The organism is Pseudoalteromonas sp. SWYJZ98 (genome assembly GCF_015864495.1).
Classification (GTDB): Bacteria; Pseudomonadota; Gammaproteobacteria; order Enterobacterales; family Alteromonadaceae; genus Pseudoalteromonas; species Pseudoalteromonas distincta.
Genome location: NZ_JADYXA010000012.1, coordinates 1 through 25,716 on the forward strand (window position 1 = coordinate 1; position 25,716 = coordinate 25,716).

19 protein-coding genes and 1 pseudogene are annotated in these 25,716 nt (G+C 40.5%); 9 read left to right on the forward strand and 11 right to left on the reverse strand.

Annotated elements, in window-relative coordinates; all coding sequences use genetic code 11:
* Window positions 1-150: 150 nt before the first annotated feature.
* A complete protein-coding gene (locus I6F10_RS09680) occupies window positions 151-1,626 on the reverse strand; it encodes an NAD(P)H-hydrate dehydratase (RefSeq protein ID WP_165743483.1) in 1,476 nt (491 codons plus the stop codon).
* Window positions 1,627-1,865: 239 nt separating this feature from the next.
* On the opposite strand from I6F10_RS09680, the gene gmk reads away from it, so the two are divergent.
* The 5 genes from gmk to I6F10_RS09705 all read left to right on the forward strand — a co-directional run bounded on the left by gmk (window position 1,866) and on the right by I6F10_RS09705 (window position 7,278).
* A complete protein-coding gene (gene gmk, locus I6F10_RS09685; RefSeq protein WP_165743484.1) occupies window positions 1,866-2,486 on the forward strand; it encodes a guanylate kinase in 621 nt (206 codons plus the stop codon).
* 124 nt (window positions 2,487-2,610) lie between these two features.
* Window positions 2,611-2,886, forward strand: coding sequence for a DNA-directed RNA polymerase subunit omega (gene rpoZ, locus I6F10_RS09690; protein WP_002958829.1), 276 nt, complete (start codon window positions 2,611-2,613; stop codon window positions 2,884-2,886).
* A gap of 122 nt (window positions 2,887-3,008) precedes the next feature.
* Window positions 3,009-5,114 (forward strand): bifunctional GTP diphosphokinase/guanosine-3',5'-bis pyrophosphate 3'-pyrophosphohydrolase, encoded by a 2,106-nt coding sequence (gene spoT / locus I6F10_RS09695; RefSeq protein WP_002958827.1) that lies wholly within the window; start codon window positions 3,009-3,011, stop codon window positions 5,112-5,114.
* 12 nt (window positions 5,115-5,126) lie between these two features.
* On the forward strand, window positions 5,127-5,519 hold the full coding sequence (locus I6F10_RS09700; protein ID WP_002958826.1) for a RidA family protein: 393 nt from the start codon (window positions 5,127-5,129) through the stop codon (window positions 5,517-5,519).
* A 151-nt stretch (window positions 5,520-5,670) separates the two neighbouring features.
* Window positions 5,671-7,278, forward strand: coding sequence for a DUF342 domain-containing protein (locus tag I6F10_RS09705; RefSeq protein ID WP_165743486.1), 1,608 nt, complete (start codon window positions 5,671-5,673; stop codon window positions 7,276-7,278).
* A 39-nt stretch (window positions 7,279-7,317) separates the two neighbouring features.
* Here the strand turns inward: I6F10_RS09705 and asnA are convergent, their stop codons facing one another.
* Complete coding sequence (gene asnA / locus I6F10_RS09710) at window positions 7,318-8,313, reverse strand: aspartate--ammonia ligase (RefSeq protein ID WP_165743488.1); 996 nt, start codon at window positions 8,311-8,313, stop codon at window positions 7,318-7,320.
* Between the two features lie 197 nt (window positions 8,314-8,510).
* On the opposite strand from asnA, the gene asnC reads away from it, so the two are divergent.
* The 3 genes from asnC to recG are packed head-to-tail and all read left to right on the forward strand — an operon-like array spanning window position 8,511 to window position 11,837.
* On the forward strand, window positions 8,511-8,969 hold the full coding sequence (gene asnC, locus I6F10_RS09715; protein ID WP_002958822.1) for a transcriptional regulator AsnC: 459 nt from the start codon (window positions 8,511-8,513) through the stop codon (window positions 8,967-8,969).
* Between the two features lie 41 nt (window positions 8,970-9,010).
* Window positions 9,011-9,697 (forward strand): tRNA (guanosine(18)-2'-O)-methyltransferase TrmH, encoded by a 687-nt coding sequence (gene trmH, locus I6F10_RS09720; protein ID WP_165743490.1) that lies wholly within the window; start codon window positions 9,011-9,013, stop codon window positions 9,695-9,697.
* A 58-nt stretch (window positions 9,698-9,755) separates the two neighbouring features.
* Window positions 9,756-11,837 (forward strand): ATP-dependent DNA helicase RecG, encoded by a 2,082-nt coding sequence (gene recG / locus I6F10_RS09725; protein ID WP_165743492.1) that lies wholly within the window; start codon window positions 9,756-9,758, stop codon window positions 11,835-11,837.
* A gap of 160 nt (window positions 11,838-11,997) precedes the next feature.
* Here recG and I6F10_RS09730 read toward each other — a convergent pair whose 3' ends face one another.
* The 7 genes and pseudogenes from I6F10_RS09730 to I6F10_RS09760 all read right to left on the reverse strand — a co-directional run bounded on the left by I6F10_RS09730 (window position 11,998) and on the right by I6F10_RS09760 (window position 22,983).
* The gene (locus I6F10_RS09730; protein ID WP_165743494.1) at window positions 11,998-14,130 is read right to left on the reverse strand and encodes an alpha-galactosidase; all 2,133 of its coding nucleotides are present in this window, start codon (window positions 14,128-14,130) and stop codon (window positions 11,998-12,000) included.
* Between the two features lie 321 nt (window positions 14,131-14,451).
* Window positions 14,452-15,936 (reverse strand): SLC5 family protein, encoded by a 1,485-nt coding sequence (locus I6F10_RS09735; RefSeq protein WP_165743496.1) that lies wholly within the window; start codon window positions 15,934-15,936, stop codon window positions 14,452-14,454.
* Window positions 15,937-15,989: 53 nt separating this feature from the next.
* On the reverse strand, window positions 15,990-16,751 hold the full coding sequence (locus tag I6F10_RS09740) for a SapC family protein (protein ID WP_197098778.1): 762 nt from the start codon (window positions 16,749-16,751) through the stop codon (window positions 15,990-15,992).
* Window positions 16,752-16,763: 12 nt separating this feature from the next.
* Window positions 16,764-18,282 (reverse strand): annotated as a pseudogene (locus tag I6F10_RS09745) (tryptophan halogenase family protein).
* A 192-nt stretch (window positions 18,283-18,474) separates the two neighbouring features.
* Entirely contained in the window at window positions 18,475-21,222 is a 2,748-nt protein-coding gene (locus tag I6F10_RS09750) for a TonB-dependent receptor (protein ID WP_197098779.1), read from the reverse strand.
* A 187-nt stretch (window positions 21,223-21,409) separates the two neighbouring features.
* Window positions 21,410-22,384, reverse strand: a complete 975-nt coding sequence (locus I6F10_RS09755) for an aldose epimerase family protein (protein ID WP_165743545.1) — start codon at window positions 22,382-22,384, stop codon at window positions 21,410-21,412.
* A 200-nt stretch (window positions 22,385-22,584) separates the two neighbouring features.
* Complete coding sequence (locus tag I6F10_RS09760; protein WP_002958811.1) at window positions 22,585-22,983, reverse strand: acyl-CoA thioesterase; 399 nt, start codon at window positions 22,981-22,983, stop codon at window positions 22,585-22,587.
* A 33-nt stretch (window positions 22,984-23,016) separates the two neighbouring features.
* Between I6F10_RS09760 and I6F10_RS09765 the strand changes: the two genes are divergently transcribed.
* Complete coding sequence (locus I6F10_RS09765; protein WP_165743502.1) at window positions 23,017-23,721, forward strand: 2OG-Fe(II) oxygenase; 705 nt, start codon at window positions 23,017-23,019, stop codon at window positions 23,719-23,721.
* 20 nt (window positions 23,722-23,741) lie between these two features.
* Here I6F10_RS09765 and I6F10_RS09770 read toward each other — a convergent pair whose 3' ends face one another.
* Together I6F10_RS09770 and I6F10_RS09775 are read right to left on the reverse strand one after the other, a co-directional pair.
* Window positions 23,742-24,977, reverse strand: a complete 1,236-nt coding sequence (locus tag I6F10_RS09770; RefSeq protein ID WP_197098780.1) for a cysteine desulfurase-like protein — start codon at window positions 24,975-24,977, stop codon at window positions 23,742-23,744.
* An 11-nt stretch (window positions 24,978-24,988) separates the two neighbouring features.
* Window positions 24,989-25,621, reverse strand: coding sequence for a 2OG-Fe dioxygenase family protein (locus tag I6F10_RS09775; RefSeq protein ID WP_002958808.1), 633 nt, complete (start codon window positions 25,619-25,621; stop codon window positions 24,989-24,991).
* Window positions 25,622-25,716: the final 95 nt, after the last annotated feature.

Below are 25,716 nucleotides of genomic sequence, written 5' to 3' on the forward strand. Positions count from 1 at the left end.
TGCTGAGAAGCTATTTATCGACTTGCAGAAAACAATATGTATCTGCAAGCCTAGCCCTTGAGTTATTATTCAAAAATCAGCTGCCTGATATATTCATTTCAGATGAGGCTGAATAGTTACATAATTAGTTATGTAAAGTGACGCTTAAACTCACGTCACTTTATTAACTAACTCTCTTACAATTGGGAATAGATCACTGGGTAGCATTCCCCTTTGCCCGTCTCGCTCACTTGCGATATCACCGGCTTTAGCGTGCAGTGTTACGCCATAGCGTGCTGCTTCATCAATATTTAAACCTTGAGCAAGTAATGCCCCAATAATACCAGTGAGTACGTCGCCACTGCCGCCAACTGCCAGTGCTGGGTTGCCATCTTCACATACCCACGTGTGCTGGGCATTAGCTATTAATGTTCCAGCGCCTTTTAATACACAAGTCGCGTTATAGCGCTTGGCGCAAAGGCGAGCATAATTAAAGCGGTCTGATTCTATGTCGCTAGTACTAACACTTAGCAGACGCGAAGCTTCGCCTGGATGTGGCGTAAGTACGCATTGCTCTAACATATACGATGAGGCTTGCTTAGCCAGTAAATTAAGGGCGTCTGCATCTATAACCAATGGCATTTTATTGTTTTGGCAATATTGCATTACTTCATCGAATGTTTGTTGTGCCCACTCGTCTTGCCCAAGCCCTGGGCCAATAACAACGCAGCTTGCCCACTCTAGCGCTTGATGTAAGTTATTACTGCTTACCATAAGCTCTGGTCTGCCAATGCTAATAGGTGTTATTGAGCTTTCGTGTGTATACACCCTTACCATGCCAGCACCCGTTCTAAGAGCTGCTTCACTACTTAACCTAATTGCACCTGCAGTACCGTGATTACCACCAACACATAAAAGCTTGCCATGGCTGCCTTTGTGACTATTGATTGCCCGCGTGGCTATTCCTTTAAAGCTATTAATATTTATCAAGGTTCCTGATGACTGAGCTATACAAGTAAACGCATCGCCAATTGCTAAATCATCAAAAACTAACTTACCGCTATATTGTTTACCTGCCGTCGTTGTGAGCCCTTGCTTTATACCTACAAAAGTAACGGTTGAAGTAGCTTGTACTGCGCACCCTAAAGGCTGTCCTGTATTTGCTTCAATGCCTGATGGAATATCAATGCTTATTACGGGCTTACCACTGTTATTTACAGCGTTAATTATATTCGCAAAATTATCGCGCACGGCGCTATTAAGCCCAGTACCGAGGAGCGCATCAATAACGATATCGCATTTATTAAGAGCATCTTTTGTAAAATGAGAAACCACCCCACCCGCTTCTGTCCATAGCTGCTGCGCTTTTGCAGCATCACCGTTTAATGTCTTATCAGGTTCAGCAGCGCATACTGTTGCCTTTTTACCTGATTGCATAATAAGCCTAGCTACAACGTAACCGTCTCCAGCGTTGTTACCATGGCCAACAATGACTAATGTATGCTGTACATCAAATAACTGCCATTGCTTATATACAGCCTCGCCTGCTCGCTGCATTAGGGTAAATAAATCGCAATGACTATTTTTAGCCGCTAAAGCTTCATTATCTCTTACTTGTTGTGCGGTAAATAAGGTTTTATTAAGCATAAAGGCTCCTTTAATAGGTGATACTTCACCTTATCAAATACTTATATCTAGCGGCTAGTTCTGTTGGCAATTTTAAATTGCAATTTTATTTAAAGTCTAACACTCCCACTTCAATTTGGGCATGGCTCACTTGAGCACGTCTAACTTGAGCAAGGTGAGCTAATTAAAGTACAATGCAGTTAATTAAAGGCTTGGTTTACTTGTAATCCAAGCCTGTTTATTTTTAGGTAGAGAAAAGCATGGCACAAACTCGCGGTAACTTATTTATTTTATCAGCCCCTTCAGGTGCTGGTAAATCAAGCTTAATCAATGCGTTATTAAAAAAACACGCTGATATGAAAGTATCTGTATCACATACAACTCGCGCCCCTCGCCCAGGCGAAGAAAATGGTTTGCATTATCACTTTGCATCTACAGATGAGTTTAAAGCGCTTATTGCCAAAGATGACTTTTTTGAATGGGCCCAAGTGTTTGACAATTACTACGGCACATCAAAGCAGGCTATTGAGTCGCAACTTGATGCGGGTATTGATGTGTTTTTAGATATTGATTGGCAAGGCGCGCAACAAGTGCGCGAAATAATGCCAAGCGTAAAAACTATTTTTATACTACCTCCTTCAAAAGAAGAGTTAGAGCAACGCTTAAATAATCGTGGCCAAGATTCGGCTGAGGTTATTGCCTCTCGTATGGCAAAAGCACAATCTGAAACATCACATTATAACGAATACGACTATGTAATTGTTAATGATGACTTTGAGACTGCGCTTGGCGACATAGAAATGATTGTAATGGCTCAGCGCTTAACCCTAAAAGCGCAAGAAGAACGCCATCAAGTTTTACTAAATAGCCTGCTTAAATAATTTAAGTCTATTTAAATCAGGCTTAGACAAGTAAAACTGATAAAAATTGAACACTGGCTATTGGCGAAAGTGGCTGCTTGCAGTAAACTACGTCTTTGATTTAAATTATTTTTGGAGTGCTGTGATGGCCCGCGTAACAGTTGAAGATGCAGTAGATGCAGTTGGTAATCGTTTTGACTTAATTTTAGTTGCGGCTCGTCGTGCCCGCCAAATTGCTGTTGGTGGTAAAACTCCACTAGTAGACCCTGAAAACGATAAGCCAACGGTAGTTGCTTTACGTGAAATTGAACTAGGTTTAGTTGATAGCTCTTCAATGGACTTAATTGACCGTGAAGAACAACAACACCAAGAAGCAGCTGAATTAGCTGCTGTTGCTGCTATTGTTGGTGGCAACCAATAATCGACCTCCCGGTCTGATTTAGCCAACGGCGCAGTATTTCTACTATAGCCGTTGGCAATCCTCTCTTTTCATCGTATATTCGTAACTTACCTAATTTGCTTCACTAGAACATTGGAGTGTGAATGTATCTTTTTGAAGGTCTTAAAAAGAAAATCTCAGAATACTTGCCCGCTGCTGATGTAGAGCTGGTTCAAAAATCTTACGTGGTAGCCCGAGAGGCCCATGAAGGACAAACTCGCTCGAGTGGCGAACCTTACATAACGCACCCAGTAGAAGTAACCCAAATTCTTGCAGGCATGCACCTTGACCATGAAACGCTCATGGCCGCGCTAATGCATGATGTAATTGAAGATACTGATTTTAGTCAACAAGATTTAGCCGAGATATTTGGCGAAACTGTTGCAGAGCTAGTTGAAGGTGTGAGTAAGCTCGATAAGCTTAGCTTTAAAGATAAAAAAGAATTCCAAGCTGAAAACTACCGCAAAATGATTATGGCAATGACTCAGGATATTCGAGTCATTTTAATCAAGCTTGCTGATAGAACACACAATATGCGTACTTTAGGCGCATTGCGCCCAGATAAGCGCCGCAGAATAGCGCGTGAAACACTAGAAATTTACGCACCAATTGCAAACCGCTTAGGTATTCACGATATTAAAAATGAACTTGAAGACTTAGGTTTTCAAGCTTTATATCCTATGCGTCATCGCGCACTTAAATCGGAAGTTGCTAAAGCACGCGGTAATCGCAAAGAAGTTATTACTAATATCCAGCATGAAATAGAAGCACGTCTTGAAGAATCAGGCATTAAAGCAACTGTGTCTGGCCGTGAAAAACATTTATATAGTATTTATAAAAAAATGCTTAATAAAGAACTGCTATTTAACGAAGTTATGGATATTTACGCGTTTAGAATTGCAGTTGACTCTATGGATACGTGTTATCGTGTATTAGGTGTAGCTCATAGTCTTTATAAACCTATTGAAACACGCTTTAAAGATTATATTGCAGTACCAAAAACAAACGGTTACCAATCGCTTCATACTTCATTAGTTGGTCCACACGGTATACCTGTTGAAATTCAAATTCGTACTCACGATATGGATCATATGGCCGACAAAGGTGTAGCGGCGCATTGGATGTATAAAAAAGCAGGTGATGGCGCAGGTAATACTTCGCAGCAACGTGCTCGCCAGTGGATGCAGAGCTTATTAGAGCTTCAACAAAGTGCGGGTTCATCATTTGAATTTATTGAAAATGTAAAAACTGAGCTATTCCCAGAAGAAATTTACGTATTTACACCAGATGGGCGTATTGTTGAGCTACCGATGGGTGCTACCGCAGTCGATTTTGCCTATGCCGTGCATACAGATGTAGGCAACACCTGTGTAGGCGCGCGCGTTAATCGCAAGCCGCACCCTTTAAGTAGGCCCTTAGATACAGGGCAAACTATAGAGATAATAACAAGCTCAGGTGCTCACCCTAATGCAACATGGCTAAACTTTATTGTTACTGGTAAAGCGCGTTTGGGCGTTCGTAATTACCTTAGAAGCCAGCATCATGAAGAAGCTATGCTTTTAGGGCGCCGCTTACTTGATTCAGCATTAGGTGAAAACAAACTAGATAGCATTGCTGATGAAAATATAGCGAGAGTACTTGAGGAGCACGAACTAACAACGCTTCTTGAATTACTTGTAGAAATTGGCTCTGGTAACCTAATGAGCATGTTAATTGCCAAACGCCTATTACAAAATGACAGTGACGACTTAACTGATATTACCAGCCAAGCCAAAGCGACCATTATTGGTACTGAGGGCATGCTAGTTAATTACTCTAAGTGTTGCCGACCTGTACCTGGCGATGCTATTACAGCTCATGTAAGCCAAGGTAAGGGCCTGACCGTTCACCGCCAAGAATGTAAAAACATCCGTGGCTGGGAAAATGAGCGCTCTAAATACTTAGTTGTAAAATGGGACGACAACCCAGAGAAAGAATATATTGCAGCTCTGAGAGTTGAAATTATTAATCATCAGGGGGCTCTGGCTAAATTAACCAATGTTGTTACTACAACCCAAGCCAATATTGTAGAAATTACCACCGATGAAAAAGAAAGTAATTTATACGTGATAGATTTAGGGGTTACCGTTAAAAACCGTATCCACGTTGCTAACATCATGCGCCGCATTCGCGTTATGCCTGATGTACAAAAAGTCTATCGTAAAAAGTAAAATAGGAAACACATGAATAAAGCATTTATCTCTACCGACAAAGCACCTGCTGCCATTGGCACTTACAGCCAAGCAGTTAAAGTAGGCACCGCTGTTTATTTATCTGGTCAAATTCCATTAGTGCCAGAAACGATGGAAATGATTTCAGAAGACTTTAGTGAGCAAACGCATCAGGTATTTAAAAATATCACTGCGGTATGTGAAGAAGCTGGCGGGCAAATTCAAGATTTAGTGAAAATAAATATTTATCTAACTGATTTATCTAACTTCGCCACTGTAAATGAAGTAATGAGCCAATACTTTAAGCAACCTTACCCAGCAAGAGCTGCATTAGGTGTTCGTGCACTACCAAAAGGTGCACAAGTTGAAATAGATGGAATAATGGAACTTCCTTCTACCAATTAAGTATTACAGGCTATAGAGCCTCTCTATAGCCTTTCTTTCCCTCTTAGCACTTCGTTCTCTGTGACCTCTTGACTCAAATGTAAATTTCTAGCAATCTGTAGTTGTGTTTTAAAAAACAAACTTAACTTAAGTAGTAAAAAAGGATTAACTCGTGTTTAAGCTTGCCAACAATGGAAATGTTTTACTTGATGTAAAAGAACATATTCCTCCCAGCGCTGCATTTATTTTAGAGGCTCTCGAAAAGTCAGCTTTTTGCGACTGCAAAATAGATCATGACGCTATTAATGATTTTTTTAAAAACGAAAACACACAACACACTCTGGTTGTAGCAACAAAACACAATGCCACTTTAAATGTAACAATTAGCGACGATAAAATGTTGGCCATTGGCGAGCTAACCCTTGCCCAAGGCGGAAAATTATTAAGTTTAGAAGATGCAAAAAAACAACTCGTTAAAGCAGGAATTGTGCGTGGCTATAAGCAAGCATTTTTAGAGTTGCTACTGCAAAAACAGTTTGAGCATACAGCGGGTTCTGTCGTTAAGGGAGTATTAGCTAAAGGCAGACTCCCAAGTGATGGTTTGGCCACTAAACTAATAACAACCGTAGAGACTTTAAAAGACCGTTTAAAAACCCCCAAGCTCAAAGAAGATGGCAGCGTGGATATGCGCGACTTTGGCAAGCTTGCAAGCGTAGAGCCAGGCTCTGTGCTTATTCGCCAACAACCAGCAACCCCTGGTAAAGAAGGCTTCACCGTAATAGGTGACATACTGCCCGCAAAACCCGGAGAAAATAAACAATTAGTGGCAGGCGAAGGCACCGAAATATCAAAGCTGAATCCGCTTGAACTAGTCTCTACTATTACAGGTGTTCCGGTTGAAATTAATAATGGTATGCGTGTCGACGATATTTTTACCATTTCAGATGTAAACGTAAAAAGCGGCCACATAGACTTTCAAGGCAGTGTTATTGTTACCCGCAATATAGACCCTGGAATGAAAGTAACAGCCAAAGGCGATATTACTATATTTGGCACTGTTGAATCAGGAGAGCTTACCGCAGGCGGAAACATCACCGTTAAACAAGGCATTATTGGCCATCAAAAAGCCGACGAACAATCACTGTCTTGTAAGCTTATTGCACGAGGTGATATTCACGTATCCCATTCACAGTATTGCTACCTAGAAGCAAATAATATTTTTATTGATCGCCAAACAAGCCACTGTGTAATGAAAGCTAAACGCTTACTGCAAGTTGGTCAATCAGACTTACCTAATGGTAAAATATTTGGTGGCGAAATACTTGATGCAACAACCCTCATTGCTGGCGAAATAGGGAATGAATCAGGTGCTAAAGTGATTATTAACCTAGCGGCTTCTGGCGCCGAAATAACAGCAGATACTGATAATTGCTTTAAAGACTTAGCTAAAACAGATGCACAGCTAGACACGTTACAAGCAGCACTAGAAAAAACTGATTTAGTGAAAGATGCCGAAAAGAAAAAACTATTAATTACTAAAATTGGTGCTACTCAAAAGCATTATTGTGAGCAGGCAGAGCAATTAGAAAAACGTCTTTCAAACTTAGATCACGACTTACACGATTTACTTAACGACGCTAATTTAGCGGTAAATTCTGTTTTGCATTCAGGTGTAGAGATTCATATTTTTGATAAAGTACTTAAAACAATCCGCAATTACCCTCCGTGCAACGTTAAACTTTTGAATAACAAAATTGAAATAGAGTTCAAAACAAGCTAATAACTGAGTGCTCTATTGAGCGCTCAAATTTATTCACATTTAAAGTAAACCGCTTACCTCAGCATGTGTTTGCTGCGGCCATACACCCACTTGTACTTGGCCAATATGCTGCTTTTGTAGCAAGAGCATAGCCAAGCGCGACTGCCCTATTCCACCGCCAATTGTTTGCGGAAATTTACTTTGTAGTAGCGCTTTATGCCAATCAAACTCTAAGCGGTCTTCATCTCCAGTAACCCTTAACTGCGCTTTTAAAACTTCAGGACTTACGCGTATACCCATTGATGAAATTTCAAAAGCGTCTTCAAGTACTGGATTCCATACTAAAATATCACCATTTAAACCCATGTATTGCTCGCATGTCGGCGTAGACCAATCATCGTAATCTGGGGCTCTTACATCATGGATTTTGCCATCACCAAGCGCGCCACCAATACCAATTAAAAATACAGCACCATATTCTTGTGCAATGGCTTTTTCGCGTTGTTTAGCGCTAAAGTCAGGGTACATTTTACGTAGCTCTTCACTGTGCACAAACTTAATGTCGTCCGGTAAAAAAGGCGTCAAACCATAAGACTCACTTACAAAAGCTTCCGTCTCTTTTATCCCTTTATAAATAGATTGAACAGTTTGCTTTAGTGTTGCCAGCGAACGCTCTGTGGTTTCGTTAATTACCTTTTCCCAATCCCATTGATCAACATATACAGAATGAATAGGACTTAATGAATCTTCATCTGGGCGCAAAGCTTTCATTTGAGTGTAAATACCCTCACCAACACCAAAGCCATAAGTTGCGAGTGTTTTACGTTTCCACTTAGCTAATGAATGCACCACTTCGTAGCGACTATCTGTAATCGCTTTTACATTTACAGCAACTGCGTTTTCATGGCCGCTTAAGTTATCTTGCGTGCCGTCACCTACTTTAGCCAAAATAGGGGCTTGAACCTCAACCAGCCCAAGTTGGGTTTCTAGTTGCTGTGAAAAAAATTGCTTAACTTTACTTATTTGCTGCTGTTGCTGCACATAGTGTGAACTCATAATAATTGGCCTCATTCCCAGTTATTGTTACTTGCTTAATTGATAAAAAGCGCCCTAATGAGCGCCTTTAACGAGGTTAATTTAACGATTTGATTAATTAATTCAATATCCCACAATAAAAATAGCTTTAAGATATTAAAACCATCAATTAAGTGGTATAAAAATCATATATTCGATAATTTTATGAGAAAAATATAATGGAAAATTATTTAATCGATAATCTCGATAAACAGATACTTCATGCATTAATGGCAAATGCCCGTACTGCGTACGCCGAATTAGCAAAAAGATTTAATGTAAGCGCAGGGACAATTCACGTAAGAATTGAAAAAATGAAGCAAGCAGGGATCATTACAGGCACCCAATTAACGATTAATACTAAACAGCTAGGCTACGATGTGTGTTGCTTTATAGGTATTAATTTAAATAACGCACGTGATTACCCACAAACACTTATAAAGCTAGAAGCATTGGAGGAAGTGGTAGAGGCTTATTACACAACAGGTAACTACAGTATATTTATAAAGGTAATGACAAAGTCCATTGATCACTTACAAGATGTGCTGATTAATAAGATACAAGCAATAGAAGCCATTCAATCAACAGAAACACTGATTTCTCTACAAAATCCAATTAGCCGTACGGTAATGCCTTAACTGCAAAAATCTCGTATAATTGTCGAAAAAAGAGGATAACCATGCAGCAAACTCGCTACCAAAGAATCGAAGACGTACTTTCGCGCCGTCAAACAGACTTAACCGTGTGCTTAGAAGACGTGCACAAACACCATAACTTATCTGCAATAGTACGAAGTGCTGATGCGGTTGGTTGTCATCACGTACATGCTGTATGGCCTGAAAAGCAAAAATGGCTAACAAATAATACCTCAGGTGGCAGTAAAAACTGGCTAGAGACGCACTTACATAGAAATATTGATGATGCAGTTACTGCAATGCGTGAACGCAATCCAGAAATACAAATACTCGCGACTCACTTATCAGAAGATGCCGTTGATTTTAGAGAAGTAGATTACACCAAGCCAACGGCTATTATTGTTGGACAAGAAAAAACGGGGATCTCAGAAAAAGCCCTAGAATATGCCGATCAAAATATTATTATTCCAATGCAAGGCATGGTGCAATCACTAAATGTTTCAGTTGCTGCTGCGCTAATATTGTTTGAAGCACAGCGCCAACGTGAGCTGGCTGGTTTATATAATAGAGATATGTTGAGCGCCGAAGTTAAACATCCACTCTACTTTGAAGGCTGCCACCCTATTATCGCAAGGCAGTGTAAACAAAAAAAATTACCTTATCCTGTACTTGATGAAAACGGCGAAATAGTCGCTGACGAGCAATTTTGGCAAGCTTTAAAACATACTTGATGGACTAAAGCTCTGTAAGTACACTTAGCTTATTCACAAATAATAAGATTGATATAATTTGTCTAAACCTAGCTTAAATCAATACCCAATTACAGAGCTCAAAGGGGTCGGCCCAAAAATGGCTGAGCGTTTGTTAAAGCTAGGTATTTTAACTGTGCAAGATATGCTTTTTCATTTGCCACTTCGCTACGAAGATCGCACTCGCTTATACGCGATTAATGAGTTGTCACTACATAGCCACGTGAGTGTTGAAGCAACAATTGAAACAAGCCAAATCACGTTTGGAAAAAGGCGCATGCTTGTTTGCCAAATCAATGATGGTACTGGCAGGCTAACACTACGATTTTTTAATTTTACCGCCGCACAAAAAAACGCATTTAGCGCTGGTAAAATAATACGTTGTTTTGGTGAAGTGCGCCGTGGCCGTGTTGGCTTTGAAATGAGTCATCCTGAATACAGCATCAGCGATACCTCTAACGGGCAGCCGGTAGCAACAACATTAACGCCCGTTTATTCAACAACCGAAGGCTTAAAGCAACTATCGATTAGAGCTTTAAGCGAACAGGCTATTGATTTATTAAATAAATACTCAGTAGAAGAACTACTGCCTTCACAGTGGCAGCCATCAAATATGCCGCTAAGTGACGCCTTATTATTACTGCACCGCCCACCAAATGATGTTGATGTAACTGCATTAGAGCAAGGTACTCACCCAGCTCAACAGCGCCTTGTATTTGAGGAGTTACTTGCTCAAAACCTCAGCTTATTAAAAGTACGAGAGCAAGGGCAACAAGTTAAAGCCGTCGCATTAAATCCGGTAAACACATTAGAAAGCCAATTTTTAGAGCAACTTCCTTTTGCACCCACAAATGCGCAAAGCCGCGTAGTTGCTGAAATTAAAGGTGACATGCAACACGCGTATCCAATGATGCGTTTAGTGCAAGGCGATGTAGGCTCAGGTAAAACCCTAGTAGCAGCACTTAGTGCACTAACAGCCATTGCGCAGGGCTTTCAAGTCGCTTTAATGGCTCCTACTGAAATTTTATCAGAGCAACATGGCGTTAATTTTACAACGTGGTTTAATCAACTAGGTATAACAGTTGCTTGGCTTGGCGGTAAAACAAAAGGCAAAGAGCGCGTAGCAACACTTGAAAAAATAGCCTCTGGTGAAGCGCAAATGATTGTAGGTACTCACGCCTTATTTCAAGATGAAGTTAAGTTTAATAACTTAGTGCTTATCGTTATTGATGAACAACACCGCTTTGGTGTCCACCAGCGTTTATCACTGCGTGAAAAAGGTAAGTTTGGTGATTGTTACCCTCATCAACTAGTCATGACCGCAACACCCATTCCACGTACACTCGCCATGACCGCCTATGCCGACTTAGAAACCTCTGTGATTGATGAGCTGCCACCAGGGCGTACGCCAATCACAACAGTGGCACTTCCTGATACTCGCAGGGACGATATTATTGCTCGCGTTAAATTAGCGTGTAACGAGCAAGGCCGCCAAGTTTATTGGGTGTGTACACTTATTGATGAATCTGAAGTACTGCAATGCCAAGCCGCCGAAGACAGCGCACTGCAGTTAAAAGAAGCGCTACCAGAGCTAAACGTAGGCTTAGTACATGGGCGAATGAAATCAGCTGAAAAACAAGCCATCATGAGTGAGTTTAAAGCAGGTAATATACATGTTTTAGTTGCCACTACGGTTATTGAAGTTGGTGTAGACGTCCCTAATGCGAGCTTAATCATTATAGAAAACCCTGAGCGCTTAGGCTTAGCACAGCTGCATCAGTTACGTGGGCGAGTTGGCCGTGGCGCTACGGCATCGCATTGCGTGCTTTTATACCACGCACCACTGTCTCATACTGCTCAAAAGCGATTAGGCGTACTACGCGATAGTAACGATGGTTTTGTAATAGCAGAGCGCGATTTAGAAATTCGTGGCCCTGGTGAAGTACTCGGTACAAAACAAACAGGGTTAGCCGAGTTTAAAATTGCCGATCTTACTCGTGATAAGCACATACTTAATCAAGTAAGGCCAATTGCACAGCAAATGCTTAAGCAACATCCAGAGGTTGTTGACCCACTAATTCAACGTTGGTTGGGTAACAAGCAAAATTACGCGCAAGCGTAACCACTTTATTTTCTATACTTTTGAGTTTACTAAGTTAATTTACTAAATTAGCTTACTAAGGATATAAAAAAGTCAGCTTTAAACAATATAAAGCTGACTACTAATATCTCAATAGAGCAGCATAAAAGCGATTTTCACCCTTTACTGCTCTTAGTTATATTTAAGCTTTGTTAAGCTCAAATATAAACGATGTTTGCGGGAATGAAATTGGCATTTGTAAACCAAACTGCATTAGCGCTTCACCGGTAAATGTTTGACCATTTACCGCAGCAATAGAAGATGGGCGATACTCTTCAAATTTTACCGGCCACACTAAATTAAGTGTGTACTGCGCATCGGTATCTAGGCCAACAAAACGAAGCTTATTAGGCGCTGTACGCGGTGTTTCGCGAACGCTGTTATAGGCAAATAACGCTTTTGTTTTTTGCTCATCGATTAAACCAAAGTTAATTGATAAATCGTCGCTATCAAGGCGGTATAAATCGGCAGCATGAATAAACTCACGATGCTCTTTGTGAAGTGCTATTGCCGCTTTAAGTGCATTGTATTCGTGATCGGTCAGCTCACGTGGGTCCATTTCGATTCCCATGTGGCCAAACATTGATACCGCAGCACGCATTTCAATACTTACATTACGCCCTGTGATATGACAATCGCGTGGGCCTACGTGTGCACCCATAACCGACGATGGGAAAAAGAACGAACATCCACGCTGTATTTCAAGGCGATCAAGCGCATCGTTTGAATCTGACGTCCATACACGGTCTGTGTGTGCAAGTACGCCGTAATCTACACGTGCACCACCTGACGAACAGCTTTCTATTTCAAGCCCTGGGTGCGCCGCTTTAATACGGTCAATTAAACGATAAAGTGCTAATGTTTGCTGGTGCACTGCTGGCTTACCATCAAAATTACCCGCATGGTTAATATCGCGGTTCATATCCCATTTAATGTACTTAATAGTTGGGTATTCAACTAAAATATCGTCAATCGCTTTGTATAGGTACTCAACAACCTCAGAGCGCGTTAAATCAAGTACTAGCTGATTTCTAAAGCTTAGCTGCTCGTTGTTTTGAGAGCCTAAAACCCAATCTGGATGCGCGCGGTATAAATCGCTATCAGGGTTGACCATTTCTGGTTCAAACCAAATACCAAACTCCATACCTAAGCTATTAACATGATCAATGACTGGCGATAAGCCATCTGGATAAATTTTGTAATCTACTGTCCAATCACCTAAGCCTGCATTGTCGCCACGGCGGCCTTTAAACCAGCCATCATCAAGTACAAAACGCTCAATACCTAACGGCGCTACTTTGTCGGCTAACTGCTTAAGCGTGTCTACGTCGTGATCAAAGTAAATACCTTCCCACGTGTTGTAATGCACAGGGCGCGCTTTTTCACGTTGCGCTTGGCTAAGTAAATTAGCTTTAACAAAACGATGGAAATTACGAGAAAGCGCACTAAAACCTTCACTTGAAAACGAGCCATAAATGCTCGGGCTTTGATACGTTTGACCTTTAGCAAGCGTAAGCTCACCAGGAAGTAATAGCTCACCCATTTGTACATAACGACGACCTTCAGCTAGAAGCTCTGCGCGTAGTTTATTGTTGCCGCTCCAACCTAAATGAAAGCCGTAACATTCGCCGTGTTGCTCGCCTGCATTTTCGTTATGCACTAATAAACCAGGAAACACATCGTGTGATGTTTTGCCTTTACGGTTTTCACGTACAAAGCTCCCAAGCACTAAATCAACAGATTGACGCTGGAATTCGTTTGACCAACGACCTTCAAAGCTCACTATTTTGCTTACGCTATCTGGAAATTGAAATGTTGGCGCGGCGCAAAAATTAACGCCCAGTGGTGAGTCACCTAAATTAGTTAATACAGTATGTGCACTTAGTACGTCACTGTTGTTGTCAAGCGTAATGCTGTGCACGACTTCAATACCACGAAGCTTATCTACACTTACAAACTCAACAGTCGCACTTGAAGGCTGACGCACTTCTTGAAGCTCTGGCCCAACTGACCATGCGATTGAGTCATTTACTAGCTCAAGCCCTGGCGCGCCAGTAAAGCCTTCGCCTAATAAAGGAGATAGAGAAATAGGCGCTTCTTCAACCACGGCACATTTTACTTCTTGACGAGTTGCTAGCTGAGTAAGCATTGTTTCTGTTGTTTGCTCAGATAGGCGTTTACCAAAGTACAGTAATGCCGGTGTTTTGCTCTGGCAGTCGAAAATAACGGTGCTGTTTACACTGTCTAATCGATAAAATGATTTAGTGTCGGCCATGATTTTCCTATCCTCTTGTTCATTGTGTGAGTTATAAATATAACGAAAATTAGTAAGCTACACTATTTACTAAATGTATCTCTTTGCTTGAGCCACAATCTATCAGATGGTGACACCCAACAATAATAGTATATATCATATAAATTAGGTTTTGATAGTCTTTACATCGCAAATAGTCAGATAAACTCACTGGAAGTACCACTGTAATAAAAGGTATTAAACTAACCCTCACTTTAAAGCTCTGTTATTGCTTTTAATATATATAAAAAATCGGCCAGAGTTGCCCCATGACCGATTTTGTCAGCTTAAACTATTTATAATCTATTTTTGTACTTGTACTTGTACTTGTCCTGCGTCATCAAGTGCCGGTGTTTTACCTGCCCACTGCGCATTCAAACCAAATACCACTTTATTTACTATCAATGCAAAAGCTACACATACAATCAGTGTAATTGGCATTAAGTGAATGTAATGAATGTCAGTATGTAGTGGGGAGTTTGCAAACGTAAGCATGCCGTACATTACAACACCTAAAATTACTGCTGCAATACCTGCACGTGCATCAACATTTTTAAATAATAAGCCCACTACAAAAATTGAGAATATAGGCATACTTAATAAGCCATTTAATTGCTGTAGCAAGTTAATAATACTGTCTGCTTGCTGGTAAATTGGTACAAGTACCAGTGATAAGCTTGTTAGTAGCAATGTTACGTAACCACTTAGCTTTACAACACTTGGCTCTTTATTAAAGTAAGCTTCGTGAATGTCACATACATATAGTGCTGTAGCTGAATTTAATAAGCTGTTGTAAGTAGATAGCACTGCCGCTGCCATTGCAGCTGCAAACACACCGGTTAACCATGCTGGCATTACATCACCTACAATTCGACCATAAGCAGCGTCGCCAATATCACCGTAAAGTTTAAATGAAATAATACCCGGTAATACCACAATGGCAGGGACGATTAAAAAACGAATTCCCGCTGCGGCAAATATACCTTTTTGCGCTTCTTTAACATTAGGTGCTGCCATGGCTCGTTGCGTAATTGTTTGGTTAGTACCCCAGTAATACATTTGAATAAAGATCATACCGGTTAAAAGTGTTGGCCATGGAATAGGTGAATCAGCATCGCCTATGAGTGTTAAGCGCTCCTCAGGAATACCCGTAAAGTCATAATCAATCGCATTTAGTACTAAAAACACCACTAAAACAGCCATACCCAGTACCAGTAAACCGTTGTAAGTATCAGACACTGCAACTGCACGTAGACCACCAAAAAACGCATAAATAGCACCTACAATGGCAAATGCGGTGGCAATATACATTAGCGGAATATCAACCTTAAACATGGTTTGCATAAACAGCGCACCTGAGTAAATTACCGATGGCATGTAAATAAGTGCATTACCTAAAAAGAATAATCCCCCAATAACAGCGCGAATATGTTTGTTGTTGTAGCGTTTTTCTAAAAGCTCTGTGGTGGTAGTACAATTGTATTTGTAATAAACAGGAATGAAGACTTTAGCTAAAATAATTAAGCCAATAATCGCCGCAAGCTCCCACCAAACAAGCAAAGCCATTTGGTTACCATTCATACCTACTAGTTGGTCGGTACTTAAGTTAGTAAGTGTTATTGAACCTGCAACAAACATCCAAGTAAGGCCACCGCCCGCTAAAAAATACTCTTTGGTTTGGCTTTGTCCGTTATTACGATTTTGGCCTCGGCATTTCCAATAAGTAAGGCCACCAATTAAAGCGGTGACAAAAACAAAAACCACCAGCTGTAAAATGTTATCTGACATGTGTGTGTCTCCTACGCGTTAAGCGCAATGTCTGTGTAATAAAAAAGTGCACGCTACAGCGCGTGCGCATCTCGACTTAGTTCTAACTTAATTTGCTTTAAAGGCATAAGTTCGGGACGTTGGTTGTGCAGCTTTACCAATGCATTTAACTGAAACAGTGAAATAAGCATACTGTTAAGCACACTTAGGTAACCTTGCTTGTGTAAGCTTGCAACGGTATCGCTATCTAAAGTTTGCAGTTTGTCTTCATCAACGGTGCTCAAACCTTGAATAGTTTGGGTTTCGCCTTGTTCAAACTGCAATACAATATCTATGTTTTTAATAAGCCCTAAGCGCGCTACATCTTGGGTAAATTGATACGTTTGATAATCATTTTTTAAATCGCTCTCAAGTAGCTTTTGCTGTGAATTCAAAAATAAACTTGGGTTACCTTTAGCATCAAATAGTGCCTCGCCTTGCTGCGTATTTACGGCTGAGCTTTGATCATCAATCGCAATAAAGTAGTCGCTGCTATTTGCTTCACGGGTCATTAAATAAAGAGGGTGAGTTTGTATACATACCGGTGTGTAAAGCGCCTGCCACTGGTTGTTAATAACCAATAAACTTTGCCCAGCACTAAAGCTTGTTAAACCCGATACGGTATAACTGCCGTTTTGCGCATTTCGCGCTAAAAATATGGGTAAGTCGCATGCAGCTTTTGCTACTTCGTTAGCTCTTAAATTAACTAAATGCTCCGTTTTTGCATATTCAATAACTGCATTAGGGTTAATTTTTAATGTTTGGTGTTTGGTGTTTACTAGTTCACTAATAGCCATAGTTACACATCCTTAAACTGGGTTAGCCGCTAACCACTGCTCAATATAAGCGCGGTGTGGCGGCAAAGTTTGCAACATCTGCTGTGTAAGCTGGCTGTTACGTTCAATTACTTGTTTGGCTTGCGCGTCTTGTGCATACAAATAAGCCTGTTTAGTAAAGTCTGGTTTGAAGCCCATACCATATAAAACGTACTGGTAGCTGGCGGCTGGGAATAACTCTAATGCGCCATGAAAATCTTGAATAAGCGGGCCACGGCTTCCCCAAAGCAGTAAATCTTCTTGCAGGGTTTGTGGAATAGTGTCCGGATGTACATGTGCTTGCCAGTAAGGTTCTGGGCGCTTGGTTAGCATGTAATGGAGCTTTAAAAAGTCGATAATGCGCTGCCAGCGGTAGTCCATTTGCTCGTTAAAGCGTTTAGCTACAATAGGCATTACTTGTGTATCTGCTGGCATATGCTCTGCTACAAAGCGTGCTGAAATTTCAACAAGCATAATAGCGGTTGCTTCAAGCGGCTCTACAAACCCTGCTGACATAAACACAGTTTTTATGCCAAAACTTCTCACGGTAGCCCGACTCAAAGCTAATTTTACGGGCAGTTAAACCGTTTGCTGCATCGCCTAAATAGTTTCGTAAGTTTTGCTCTGCTTCATCGTCTGATAAAAATTTGCTTGAATAAACATGCCCTACACCACGGCGATGCGTTAAACCTATATCCCAAATCCATCCAGCATTTTGCGCTGTTGCTATGGTATGGCTGGCTAAGGAGTCATCGTTTTCATCGTAAGGGACTTGCATCGCCAGTGCGCTGTCGTTAAATAGCACGTGGTCCATTTTTTTTAACGGTACGTTGAGCGCTTGGCCTAATAACAATGATGAAAAACCAGTACAGTCTATAAATAAATCGGCGCTTATAATGCGGGTTTGATCTTTTAGAGTAAGCTCATTTATTGCACCATCGTCATCAAGTTTTACCTGATCAACAGTACCAATAATATGCTCTACGCCAAGCTTGCTTTTACAATGCTGTTTAAGCATTTCTGCAAAAGCGCCGGCATCTAAGTGATAAGCGTAATTACAATTACCTTGATATTCACCTTGCGCTATACCTCTTGGGGCTAAGCTTGCTTCGCAAATATCATGTTGAAAATTAGTTTGCTGTGCAAAGTCTTCAACATTATCTAAATAAGGGGCTAAATCTATGCGGCCGTAGCCTAGCGGTACAGTAAATGGATGGTAGTAAAAGTCGTTGTTGCCGTGCGTCCAATTTACAAATTTACCACCTTGCTTAAAGGTAGCGTTACAGGCTTTAAATACATCAACTTCACGCAAACCTATTTGCTGAAGTGTGTTTTTCATAGTGGGCCAGGTACCTTCACCTACACCAATTGTTGGAATATCTGACGATTCAACCAACATCACTTTTAAGCCATCACCATTTTTACCTTGGTGATACGAAGCTATAATTGCAGCGCTCAACCATCCTGCTGTGCCGCCACCAATTACTGCGATTGTTTTTATTGTTTTATTCATAATGGGCTACTCTTTGAGTATCTTTGATAACGTTTTATACAACAAATGCCCGGTAGGGCATTTGGATTTAATGTGGCTTCATTTTAGCCAATTAGGTTAACTAATATACATTACTGTTAAATTAACCTAATTGGTATTAGCACTAATGTACTGCAATGAAACAAGAGGCGAGAAGTTCGCCTCAAACATTAATTAAAACGATCCGCGAATACCAAACGCGTAACGTGAGCCATTATCTTCCACTGAATAGATTTGGTTAGCAAAACGACCCGTTTGTACTAACTCTTCTTCAGTGATGTTGATGCCTTCTGCAAAAATAGTGAAGTTTTCGTTAATATCGTAGCTTGCACTAATATCCCACTGGCCGTACGTTTCTACGTTCACTGGTTCACCATTGAAGCCGTTATCAACTAAGCGTAAAAAGCCTTCACGGTTGTTAAATGCAACACGTGCTTGCCAGTTGTCTTGCTCATAAAACAATACTAAGTTTTGTGAATCGCCCAAACCTTCAAGTGCAAATGTTTGAGTTGTATCATCACCTACACTAATGTCGCTATTCACAACAGTCGCATTAGCGATAAAACCAAAGCCATTTTCAAACATGTGAGTAACACCCACTTCGAAGCCGGTTACAGTTGCAGACTCACCATTTTGAGGACGGCTTACAGTGTAAACTTCTGAGCTACCAATAAGTTCGTCATCTGTTTGGTCTGTACATGTAGTACACGCAAAATCAGGACCTGAACGGTCAGACATTTCGTATGTTTCTGAACCCGTTAACGTAACAATAAAGTCGTCAACTTCTTTACTAAATACTGCAAAGCTAAATAAGTTAGCATCGTTGTAGTACCACTCGTAAGAGATATCCCAGTTTTCTGATTGGAATGGTTTAAGTGCTGGATTACCACCACTTGCCGTTAAGTTTTGACGACGTGGTTCGTTAAAGTTTGTCGCAGGAGATAACTGAGACATAGTTGGACGAGTAATACTATCGTACGCAGCAAAACGTAAAATCATATTATCTTGTAGCTCAAGCTTAACGTTGAAAGACGGTAGTAAGTTTGAGTAGCTAGTACCTTGTTCAATATTAGTCGCAGGGCCAAATACGTTAGCAAACAATGTCGCATCTGACGTTGGTATAACATCGCTAATAAAGCTTTGTATTGCAGCAACTTCAATATCGGTTTCAGAGTAACGAGCACCCATATTAACGGTTACTGGCATATCAGCTAAGTCAAAACCAAGCGTAAAGTCCATGTATAAGCTAGTGATGTCTTCGTTAATTGTGTAACGGTTATTTTGTAGCGTTGGCTCTACTGGAAAACCTTGATCGGCTATGTAATCAAGCATTTTATCGCCATCGTAGCTATAAAATGTATCGATTAAACCAGGGAAGTAATTACTCGCTGTGTATGCTTCAAAATCAATTTCATCAAGCGGTGCTTGTGTACCGTAACCACAAAATTGACATTGGCTACCAAAAATTTGGAAGCTAGATTTTTCACGCTCTTGGCGATAAGCACCAAAGTTAATACGCTCTACTGGGCCTTTATCTGGCACGTATTCAAAATCGGCTTTTACTTCAGTGATTTCATCTTCATCTGTAAATTGGTTACCAATTTCGTTGTGGTGAAGACGCGCTAGGCTTGGATCTGGCAATGAACCATTTTCAAAACCATCATGCTGTACGGTAGGAATGCTGCCTGTACCGTCAAAAGTATAGCTGTTAATAATACCCACTACGTTAAAACGATCATTACCTGCACGGTCGTTTTCAGCTGTTGAGCGAGATAGATCAAATTTTGCTTTTAGTGACTCGTTTACTTGCCAATCAACATTAATACCAAATGCTTTGTTAGTTACATCACGTGAGTTACGTGTATGTGATACAAAGTCGCTTGCAGGGTCGCCACTTGGTGCACCTAAACCAACTTCTTGAGAGAAAGTTAAAAGCGTCCCCGTTTCAGCATCAATTGTTGCGCTGCCTACACGGTCTGGTTCGAACCAAGATGCTAAATCACGCACTGACGAATCAACTTCAAATTTTGAAATCATTCCATCAACCGTAATCGTAACATCGTCAGATGGTGCATATTGAAGTACTAAACTTGCGTTTGTACGTTCACGGTCTTGCTCATCAACTACTTGGTCCCAGTTACGTGGAATGTAAGCATTTTCAAACAATACACCATCAGTTGGGTTAGATATTGTTTGGCCACCGCGCCAACCTGCCGTTAAAATTTGGTTGTTTTGAAGTTTACGTTGCTGATTAGTGATGGCAAAAAGCACACCTAGCTTGTCATCGTTAAACGTATTACTTATTAAAAATGATGTTGATGGAGATACTTCTTCAGAAAGGCTTTCGTACATACCTTTAACTGAACCTAAAATATGTAAACCACCAAAATCAAAAGGGCGTGCTGTAGTTACGTTAACCGTACCACCAATGCCGCCTTCTTGAAGCGTTGCTGTATTACTTTTATAAATATCAGCACCGGTGATTTGATCTGCCGCTAATACATCAAAATTAAATTCACGACCTGCACTGTCTGTCGCAATTTGACGACCATTAACAAGTACAGTATTAAATTGTGGACCAAAACCACGAATAGTTACCGCTTGGCCTTCACCACCACTGCGGTCAATTGCTACACCTGTAATACGTTGCAGAGACTCTGCTACGTTTAAATCAGGAAATTTACCAAGATCTTCTGCTTTAATCCCGTCTGTAACAACATTAGATGCTTTTTTATCTAACATTGATGAACGTAAGCTGCTGCGGATACCCGTTACTGCGATAACTTCAACATCTTCATTTACTACTGTAGGCGTATTGCCTTCAGCGCCTTGAGCTGCAACGCTTCCGCTTGCCAATATACCAGTGATAGCAATACTGAGCGCGGTTTTCTTGTTGAACGATAACTTATTGTTAATTATCATTTTTTAAAAACTCCTGATTGTGTGTAGTCGTTGTGTCGTTGTGGTAGTGCGTATAGTTTCAAATAGTATTTATATTATAAATACTTTAAACCGGCAAGAAGTGCAACCTTTTCCTTAATTATGGATGGCATTTAATTACCGTATATTTTCTTTTGATTTTCTTTTAATTAACATTAAAGAACTGTATTCACTCAGAAAAAGCGTAAATAATAACCTGTTCGTATTTCTCTGCTGGCAATAAATTAGCCTTTGGAAAATTTTCACGATTTGGCGCATCTGGCCAATTTTGCGCTTCAAAACACAAAGCTTGCCGTGCTTTAAAAGGCGAACCAACAAAGTTTGCGGTATAAAGCTGCATGCCTGGCTGTGTACTTTTAAGGGTTAAACTAACGTTCGTGTGTGGCGAAGTTAATGTAGCCATCGTCTTTAAACTGCTGTCATCATTAAAAATATAGCAGTGATCAAAGCCATTTCCAGCTTCTAGCTGAGGATGAACGGCGCTTAAGGCCTCACCAACTTGAGCTGGCTTAGTAAAGTCAAAGCAGGTACCGCAAACTAAAGCGGCTTCATTAAGTGGAATACTAGTTGTATCAATAGGAAGGTAACGATCGGTATTAATTTGAACAAGATGCTCATTAATTGATTCACTACTATCAAGATTAAAGTAGCAATGGTTAGTAAAGTTAACGAGCGTTTCTTTATTGGTTAGCGCTTTAAAGTGCAGAGTAAGCTCGCCGTTTTTAGCGCTAATAGTTTGCCAAACCTGCAACTCACCGGGGAAACCTTGTTCGCCGTCGGGCGAGCAATAATAAAGCTCAACTTCACTTTCAGTTTGTTTGGTTACTTGCCAAAGTACTTTATTAAAGCCTTTAATGCCGCCATGTAGGTTATTAGGGCCGTTATTTGTCTCTAATTGATACTGCGTACCAGATAAGCTAAAACGCCCCTTTGCAATTCGATTAGCGTATCGACCTACTGTAGCGCCTAAGTAAAATGGGTTTTCAAGATAGTATTGAGGGTCATCGACGCTAAGCGTCATTTCTTGTTTTTTAAATTTAATGCTTTTTATTATTGCGCCAAACGGCAAAATTTCAGCTGCTAAATTCTCACCATCACTGAGCTGAATAACTTGTAAAGGCTGGTTACTGGCAATAGATGTCACACGCATACTCCAATCAAATTACCGAATTAACATTTCCTGTTATAACGGCGCAACAATATATAATATAAATAGTATATAATTGAAGCCTGCAACTCAATCTAAATACGTTAAAATTTCTCGACAAAAATTTACAGCTGCCATTATTTATTTACACTAATCCAGCTCAGCATGAGCTTATATAAAATATAAGCTTTGTAAGGTTAACTCCCTTGGTAAATATGCTCGTTAAGCGCTGCTTTTTCGTCAATGCTAAGCGCTTGCTTTGATTTAGCAATAAAGTCGTATCTCACCATCACAGCTTTGCCTATTGCGCAGCATTTATCGTGTTGCCATGCTTCTTGCCTAAGCGTAAAAGAACTAGTCCCTATATGCTCTACAGAGGTTTTTACGGTCACTTCGTGGCCATAAAATAATTCGCCCACAAACGACACTTCAACTTTGGCGATAATCAATTTCCAATCATGTGGATTTAAGTCCGGTGTAAAAAACTTAAAAATAGGTCCACGTGCGACTTCAAACCATACAGGGAGTACGGTATTGTTAATGTGTCCGAGTGCATCTGTTTCGCTAAAGCGCGGCATCACTTTTTCAATAAACATAAAAATCCAATAATAATTATATAAAGGTAAACCATGACGGACTTTATACGCGTTATTGATAACGCATTAAGCGATGAGTTTTGCGATGAATTTATTTCCACATTCGCGCAAAGCCCGCATGTAAGACAAGGGGTAACATCGGGCGGTGTCGACTTAAAGAAAAAAGACAGCCACGACCTACACTTAAATAATCACCCCGAATATGCACAACAATTAAAACATATACAACAAACGACTGCACAGCATGTTTTTAAGTATGTTGAAGAGCATATTTTTATGATGATTGGGGCATTTGGCTTAAAGGTTTATCATCCAAAAACAGGTGATGTAGTCGATTTAACCCAAGAGAATTTTGAAGAAGTGGGTAAACCGCAGTTACCCGTTTTAGTTCAGCAAATTTTTAGACTCGGTAACATTCAAGCGCAAAAATACGAAGTAAACAAAGGTGGCTACCCTTACTGGCACAGTGAAGTTTATCCGCAGCTACAGCACAATGAAGCTTTGCATCGCGTGTTGTTATTTATGTTTTACTTAAACGATGTAGAAGAAGGTGGTGAAACAGAGTTTTATTATCAAAACCGTAAAATCGCCCCTAAAAAAGGCACTATGGTAATAGCACCTGGCTACTTTACACATACTCATAGAGGCAATAAGCCAGTATCAAACGATAAGTATATTTTAACCTCGTGGGTATTGTTTAACCGTGCAGAACAAATATATGGTGCGCCTAAGAGTTAGCGCACCAAAATCAGTATTATTTAACCGAGCAGTTCATCAAATAAATTAAACAACTGATCTAGCTCTTCAATGGTGTTGTAGTGCATACAACCAATGCGCACTACGCCGCCTTTATCAAGCACATCTAATTGCTTGCACAACCCTTGCGCGTAAAAATTACCATCCCACACGCAAATATGCTGCTTACCTAGAAATTCTGAAACGGCGCGTGGCTCAAGCCCTTCAAAAATTAAAGCAAAAGTAGGTGTACGCTCATTAAGGCGATCAAAATCATCAATACCAAATAACTTAATACGTGGATAATTAACTAAGCGCGTTAAAAAGTGTTCGCTAAGCGCCATTTCGTGCTGCTTAGTTTTAGCAAAAGCAACGCTTAACTTTTCGCGGCGTGAATGGCTATCGTCAAGTTCGCTAATCGCCGCAATGTAATCAACAGCTGCGATAAAACCAGCCATTGCTTCAAAGCTTTGCGTGCCGGTTTCCCAGCGACCTGGTGCTACGTCTTTAGCTGGCTCAACCTTGTAAGGCATAAACCCGTCTAAATGTTCTTTTTTACCATAAACCATACCTAAATGCGGGCCAAAAAACTTATACGCAGAGCACGCTAAAAAGTCGCAATCAAGTGCTTGTACGTCAACAAGTTCATGCGGTGCATAGTGTACGGCATCAACATAAACAAGTGCACCTACAGCATGAGCAAGCTCTACAATACGTTTAATATTGTTAATTGAACCTGTGGTATTTGACGCATACGTTACCGCTACAAGCTTAGTGTTGCTGTTTAATAAGCTTTCAAATTGCACCATATCTAAGCTGCAATCAGCTTCGTTAATTAAAGCCGTATTAACTTTAACGCCTTTATCTTCTGCAGCTTGTTGCCACGACGATACATTCGAGAAGTGATCGGCATTGGTTACAATTATTTCATCGCCAGCCTGCCAGTCGCGTGAAATTGCACGGCTAAAACTAAACGTAAGGCTGGTCATGTTTGGACCAAACACAATTTGTTGTGAGCTAGGTGCATTAAGTAAGTCAGCGGCGGCTTGGCGCGCATTCGCCATCAACTCAACCGTTTTATCACTTGAAAAAAACGCGCCACCTAAGTTCGAATTATAATGACCTAAATAAGCTGTCATCGCAGTAAGCACCGATGTTGGTACCTGCGAGCCACCTGGTCCGTCTAAAAATATTGGCGATTTACCATCAACGTTCTGCATTAATGCTGGAAACTGCTCACGTAATTGCGTTATGTTCATGCCTAACTTCCTTAAGACGTTAATACAAAACAATCCAGGTAACCTGGTTTGCTAGCATCAATTTTGTTCATAGGTGTTGCGTTATGCCACACTTGACGGTCGTTTATTAATGCAAACATGCCGTCTTTTATTTCCATTTTAAAACAAGGCTCAGCTTGCTTGTTTTCGTATACAAGCAGTTCGCCACCTTCTAAATTCTCGTGAGAAACACCGCATATACATACATGGTCAAAACCATCTTGATGCACGCCTTCTGGCGCTGCAGGTGTATCGCTATCGATGGCAAGCATACGGAACTGATGAATTTCAATATCACGCTGCTCATCAATACCGGTAAGTTGGCGAAACTCATTTACAATGCTTTTCATGCCCTCTGACTCAAGTAAACTTTGCTCTAAATTTTCGTAAGTACGCTCTACATTACCTTGAAAAGTATTAATTGAATCATCTTGAACAAATGCTTTGGCTTGCTGTAGCTTTATTTCACCATTTTGCATTTTTACTACTGAATAACGACGTTTACGAAAGGCACCATCTGCATAAAGGTTTGCAGGAAGGTTATCAAAAGAAGGTTTAACCAAATCAATATTTGCTTGGTTAACAAAACGTAGTTGCAATAAATTCTGGTTGTTTAATGCTGTCATAAAATCTCGCCTAAAATAATGAGAATATTGATAAGGATTTTAATGCATTTTGATAGGAATTTTTGCGCGATTAATTACTTTAAAAGCAATTTAAG

What these genes read in the sequence shown, in the direction of transcription:
- asnC (WP_002958822.1), top strand. Translation starts at nt 8,511, where the DNA reads ATGGAAAATTATTTAATCGATAATCTCGATAAACAGATACTTCATGCA.
- I6F10_RS09700 (WP_002958826.1), top strand. Translation starts at nt 5,127, where the DNA reads ATGAATAAAGCATTTATCTCTACCGACAAAGCACCTGCTGCCATTGGC.
- trmH (WP_165743490.1), top strand. Translation starts at nt 9,011, where the DNA reads ATGCAGCAAACTCGCTACCAAAGAATCGAAGACGTACTTTCGCGCCGT.
- spoT (WP_002958827.1), top strand. Translation starts at nt 3,009, where the DNA reads ATGTATCTTTTTGAAGGTCTTAAAAAGAAAATCTCAGAATACTTGCCC.
- I6F10_RS09770 (WP_197098780.1), bottom strand. Translation starts at nt 24,977, where the DNA reads ATGAACATAACGCAATTACGTGAGCAGTTTCCAGCATTAATGCAGAAC.
- I6F10_RS09760 (WP_002958811.1), bottom strand. Translation starts at nt 22,983, where the DNA reads ATGTTTATTGAAAAAGTGATGCCGCGCTTTAGCGAAACAGATGCACTC.
- I6F10_RS09730 (WP_165743494.1), bottom strand. Translation starts at nt 14,130, where the DNA reads ATGGCCGACACTAAATCATTTTATCGATTAGACAGTGTAAACAGCACC.
- gmk (WP_165743484.1), top strand. Translation starts at nt 1,866, where the DNA reads ATGGCACAAACTCGCGGTAACTTATTTATTTTATCAGCCCCTTCAGGT.
- I6F10_RS09750 (WP_197098779.1), bottom strand. Translation starts at nt 21,222, where the DNA reads ATGATAATTAACAATAAGTTATCGTTCAACAAGAAAACCGCGCTCAGT.
- asnA (WP_165743488.1), bottom strand. Translation starts at nt 8,313, where the DNA reads ATGAGTTCACACTATGTGCAGCAACAGCAGCAAATAAGTAAAGTTAAG.
- I6F10_RS09680 (WP_165743483.1), bottom strand. Translation starts at nt 1,626, where the DNA reads ATGCTTAATAAAACCTTATTTACCGCACAACAAGTAAGAGATAATGAA.
- I6F10_RS09740 (WP_197098778.1), bottom strand. Translation starts at nt 16,751, where the DNA reads ATGGCTATTAGTGAACTAGTAAACACCAAACACCAAACATTAAAAATT.
- I6F10_RS09775 (WP_002958808.1), bottom strand. Translation starts at nt 25,621, where the DNA reads ATGACAGCATTAAACAACCAGAATTTATTGCAACTACGTTTTGTTAAC.
- rpoZ (WP_002958829.1), top strand. Translation starts at nt 2,611, where the DNA reads ATGGCCCGCGTAACAGTTGAAGATGCAGTAGATGCAGTTGGTAATCGT.
- I6F10_RS09735 (WP_165743496.1), bottom strand. Translation starts at nt 15,936, where the DNA reads ATGTCAGATAACATTTTACAGCTGGTGGTTTTTGTTTTTGTCACCGCT.
- I6F10_RS09765 (WP_165743502.1), top strand. Translation starts at nt 23,017, where the DNA reads ATGACGGACTTTATACGCGTTATTGATAACGCATTAAGCGATGAGTTT.